Source organism: Pseudomonas sp. YQ_5 (assembly GCF_043103305.1).
In the GTDB taxonomy this organism is placed as follows: domain Bacteria; phylum Pseudomonadota; class Gammaproteobacteria; order Pseudomonadales; family Pseudomonadaceae; genus Aquipseudomonas; species Aquipseudomonas putida_Y.
Genome location: NZ_JBICJS010000054.1, coordinates 1 through 4,513 on the forward strand (window position 1 = coordinate 1; position 4,513 = coordinate 4,513).

The following is a 4,513-nucleotide window of genomic DNA, read 5'->3' on the forward strand; positions in this document are numbered from 1 at the left end:
CTGTCACAGGCGTTACTGGCCAGAAACAAACGTAGGAGCGAGCGCAGCTCGCGATGCGCCGCGCGGGCGGCGCTCGATCTCCCAGGCGACGCACCTCTACCGCCATACAGGCGGCGCTCGATCTCACAGGCGCTAAACCTCACAAGGCATGCACCCTAAACCCACCCCCAATCAAACCTTCAACACCAACTTCCCAAAATTCTCCCCGCTAAACAGCTTCAGCAAGGTCTCAGGGAACGTCTCCAGCCCCTCCACCACATCTTCCTTGCTCTTCACCTGACCACTGGCCAGCCAGCCGGCAATCTCCAGCGCGGCCTTGCCGTAGTCCTTGGTGTAATCCATCACCACAAAACCTTCCATGCGCGCGCGGTTCACCAGCAGCGACAGGTAGTTGGCCGGGCCTTTCACCGCTTCCTTGTTGTTGTACTGACTGATCGCGCCGCAAATCACAATGCGTGCCTTGAAGTTGATGCGCGTCAGCACGGCATCAAGGATGTCGCCGCCCACGTTGTCAAAGTACACGTCCACACCCTTGGGGCATTCGCGCTTCAGGCCGGCCAGCACGTCTTCGGCCTTGTAGTCGATTACGCCGTCAAAGCCCAGTTCCTCCTTAAGGTACTGGCACTTTTCAGCACCGCCGGCAATGCCGACCACGCGGCAACCTTTGATCTTGGCAATCTGCCCGACAATGCTGCCCACCGCACCGGCCGCGCCGGAAATGACCACGGTGTCGCCAGCTTTGGGTTGGCCGACCTCCAGCAGGGCGAAGTAGGCGGTCATGCCGGTCATGCCCAAGGCTGACAGGTAACGGGGCAGGGGGGCCAGATTGGGGTCTATCTTGTGCAGGCCCTGGGGCTCGCCGGTGAAGTAGTCCTGCACGCCGAGGGCGCCGCTTACGTAATCGCCCGGCTGGTAGCCGGGGTGATTGGAGGCAACCACCTCACCGACGCCCAGCGCACGCATTACCTGGCCCAAGGCCACGGGCGGGATGTAGGACTTGCCTTCGTTCATCCAGCCGCGCATGGCCGGGTCCAGCGACAGGTACAGGTTGCGCACCAGTACCTGGCCTTCGCCGGGTTGTTCGGCCGGTGCGGTCTCGAAGCTGAAGTCGTCACGGCGCACGGCGCCGACCGGGCGTTTGGCAAGCAGGAAGCGGCGGTTGGTCTGGGTCATGGCGGGTCCTTGTGGGCTGTGGAGGAAGTAAGGCGTTCAATCTACCTTGTTGATGAAGGCGGTTCCTTAAAATCACTGACAAGCATGGTAGCCCAACCGTTGGTGTGATGATGCTGCCCGGCCGAGCGGTGGCTGACTATGCTCTGAACCCCACCAATCCCTCACAGGAGCACGCGATGAGCATGACCTTTTCTGGCCAGGTAGCCCTGGTTACCGGCGCAGGTGCCGGTATCGGCCGGGCAACCGCCCTGGCGTTCGCCCACGAGGGCATGAAAGTGGTGGTGGCCGACCTCGACCCGGTTGGCGGCGAGGCCACCGTGGCGCTGATCCAGGCGGCGGGCGGCGAAGCGCTGTTCATTGCCTGCGACGTTACCCGCGACGCCGAGGTGCGCCAGTTGCATGAGCGCCTGATTGCCGCGTACGGCCGGCTGGACTACGCCTTCAACAACGCCGGGATCGAGATCGAGCACCACCGTCTGGCCGAAGGCAGCGAAGCTGAGTTCGATGCCATCATGGGTGTGAACGTGAAGGGCGTGTGGTTGTGCATGAAGTATCAGTTGCCCTTGTTGCTGGCCCAAGGCGGTGGGGCCATCGTCAATACCGCGTCGGTGGCGGGGCTTGGGGCGGCGCCGAAGATGAGCATCTACAGCGCCAGCAAGCATGCGGTAATCGGCCTGACCAAGTCGGCGGCCATCGAGTACGCCAAGAAGGGCATCCGCGTGAACGCCGTGTGCCCGGCTGTGATCGATACCGACATGTTCCGCCGCGCCTACGAGGCCGACCCACGCAAGGCCGAGTTCGCTGCAGCCATGCACCCGGTGGGCCGCATTGGCAAGGTCGAGGAAATTGCCAGTGCCGTGCTGTACCTGTGCAGCGACGGTGCGGCGTTTACCACCGGGCATTGCCTGACGGTGGATGGTGGGGCGACGGCAATCTGAGGCGAAACACGCCGCCGGCTTCGCGGGTATACCCACCCCGGACGCAGGCGGCACTGTCGCCTATGGGCAGGATTCCCCCGCTCAGGCCTTCCTCCGGTATGCAGGGCGACCTCGGCCAATCTGATAGCGACACGTTCATAGCTATTTGACACTATTCTGGCGCCACCCTCTTGTTCATTGGCAGGCAACGTTGCCACCCTTAGCCTTCGGGATAACCTCACTGGCTGAAAGGGGATCGACGATGGGCGCGAGCAAGCACGGTGTGCTGGCCAACCTGGGCATGGCCCGCAAACTTGGCCTGGGCTTTGCCCTGGTGCTGCTGCTGACGCTGGCGGTGGCGGCCATCGGCATCGTGGCGCTGCAAAGCGTTGGTCAGCGCTTCGACAGCTTGCGTCAGCTGGCCCAGTTCAATACCGACTTGCTGCGCTTGCGCGAGCATGAGCAGGCGTTTGCCCTGCGGTCCGACATGAAGGAGGCCGACGCTTTGCGTGTCGGCCTGCAGGGTTTGGTCGAACGCGCCCAAGGCCTGCCGGCGCTGGCGGCGGCGCAAACCGATCTCGCCGCCTATGGCCAGGCATTCGAAGCCTTTGTCGAGGCCGTGCAGGCCAAGGAGCTGGCGCTGGACATGGCCAGTTGGTCGGTGTCCAACGTGTCCAATAACCTTGATGTGCTGCAGGCCGGCCTGGCCGATGACGGCGCGTACACCCTCAAGCAGTCCCAGGGCCAGCAGGGTGGCGAGTTTCTTGAGCAAGCCGCGCAGGTGGCCCAGGTGTCGCGGCTGATGCTGCAGGCCATGGACGAAGCGCGGGTGCGTCTGGATAAAAGCCGCAAGGGCGAGGAGGATGTGAGCCAGGAGCGTATTGCCCAGACAGTGGAGGCCGCCGGCCTGGTCAGCCAGTTGCAAGGCGCGGTTGGCGATGCCGGTTACCAGAGCGTGCTGGGCGAAGTGGCTGGGCACATTGGCAGTTTCTCGGAAAAACTCAACGAATACACCGACCAGCTGGCCCGCGAGCAGGGGCTCAAGGCGCAGTTGCAGGCCAGCGCCGAGCGGGTTACCGGGCGTGTCGACCAAGCCTATCTTGGGCAGGAGCAGGCCCTGCAAGGGGAGCTGCAGCGTAATACCCTCGCCATCGGCCTGGCCACGGCGCTGGCGCTGCTTGTAGGCGTGTTGGCGGCCTGGCTGATTACCCGGGCTGTGGTCGGCCCGTTGAAGCATGTGATTGCCCGCGCCCAGCGCATTGCGGCGGGTGAGCTGGGCTTCGACGCCCAGGCGCCGCGCCGGGATGAGGTGGGGCAACTGATGCAGGCCATGCAGCAGATGGCGGCGGGGCTCTCGGGCATTGTCAGCGGCTTGCAGCAAGGCATCGAACAATTGGCCGGCAGTGCCCAGGCGTTGTCGACGGTGACCGAGCAGACCAACCGCGAGGTGGGCAGCCAGAAAGAGGAAACCGAACAGGTGGCTACCGCCATGCAGCAGATGACGGCCACCGTGCACGATGTGGCGCGCAATGCCGAAGAGGCGGCGCAGGCGGCCCAGGCAGCGGACGAGAAGGTCGACTCCGGTCAGCAGGTGGTGCGCCAGAGCATGCAGCGCATCGAGCAACTGGCGTCGGCGGCAGAAGCCGCCAGCGCCGGCATCGACAGCCTCAGTGCCGAAATCCACACCATTGGCGACGTGCTGGAAGTGATCAAGAGCGTGGCCGAGCAAACCAACCTGCTGGCGCTCAATGCCGCCATTGAGGCTGCCCGCGCCGGCGAGCAGGGGCGTGGCTTTGCCGTGGTGGCCGATGAAGTGCGTGCGCTGGCGCGGCGTACCCGGCAATCCACCGAGCAGATCGAGACCTTGGTGGCCAGCCTGCGCGGCAATGCCCAGCAGTCAGTGGCGCAGATCCGTGGGAGTACCGAGCTGGTGCGGCTGGCCGTGGCCGATGCACTGCAGACCGAAAGTGCGCTGGGCAGCATTGCCGCAGCGGTGTCATTGATTCAGCAGATGAACCAGCAGATTGCCGCAGCCGCCGAGCAGCAGAGTTCGGTGGCGGAAGAGATCAGCCGCAGTGTCACGCAGATTCGCGGCAGTGCGGACCAAGCGGCGTTGGCGATGCAGGACAATGCCCGGTCCAGTGTCGAGCTGGCGCAGTTGGGTACTGACCTGAAGGGGATGGTGGGGCATTTCAGGATTTAGGTGGCCTGGCGGGGGATGGTTGTTGGATTTGAGGCCTGGCGGGGGATGGTTGTTGGGTTTGAGGCCTGGCGGGGGATGGTTGTTGGGTTTGAGATCGAGCGCCGCCCGCGCGGCGCATCGCGAGCTGCGCTCGCTCCTACGTTTGTTTCGGGCCAGTCATTCCTGTGGGATTTGCGCGCGTACGCCTTGGCGCATGGCTCGATATCGCGTCGTACGAGCA

3 protein-coding genes and 1 pseudogene are annotated in these 4,513 nt (G+C 64.1%); 3 read left to right on the plus strand and 1 reads right to left on the minus strand.

The annotated features are described in order from the left end of the window. Window positions 1–171: 171 nt before the first annotated feature. Complete coding sequence (locus ACF8EA_RS12460) at window positions 172–1,173, minus strand: NADP-dependent oxidoreductase (protein ID WP_392522153.1); 1,002 nt, start codon at window positions 1,171–1,173, stop codon at window positions 172–174. 176 nt (window positions 1,174–1,349) lie between these two features. Between ACF8EA_RS12460 and ACF8EA_RS12465 the strand changes: the two genes are divergently transcribed. The 3 genes and pseudogenes from ACF8EA_RS12465 to ACF8EA_RS12475 all read left to right on the plus strand — a co-directional run bounded on the left by ACF8EA_RS12465 (window position 1,350) and on the right by ACF8EA_RS12475 (window position 4,293). After that, window positions 1,350–2,111: an SDR family oxidoreductase gene (locus ACF8EA_RS12465; RefSeq protein WP_021783077.1), complete on the plus strand. Its 762-nt coding sequence runs from the start codon at window positions 1,350–1,352 to the stop codon at window positions 2,109–2,111. A 793-nt stretch (window positions 2,112–2,904) separates the two neighbouring features. Further along, window positions 2,905–3,384: pseudogene (locus ACF8EA_RS12470) on the plus strand (methyl-accepting chemotaxis protein); the annotation flags it as partial. A gap of 204 nt (window positions 3,385–3,588) precedes the next feature. Further along, window positions 3,589–4,293 carry a methyl-accepting chemotaxis protein gene (locus tag ACF8EA_RS12475; protein ID WP_373604717.1) on the plus strand — a complete coding sequence of 235 codons (705 nt, stop codon included), beginning with the start codon at window positions 3,589–3,591 and terminating at the stop codon, window positions 4,291–4,293. The last annotated feature ends 220 nt before the right edge of the window (window positions 4,294–4,513 follow it).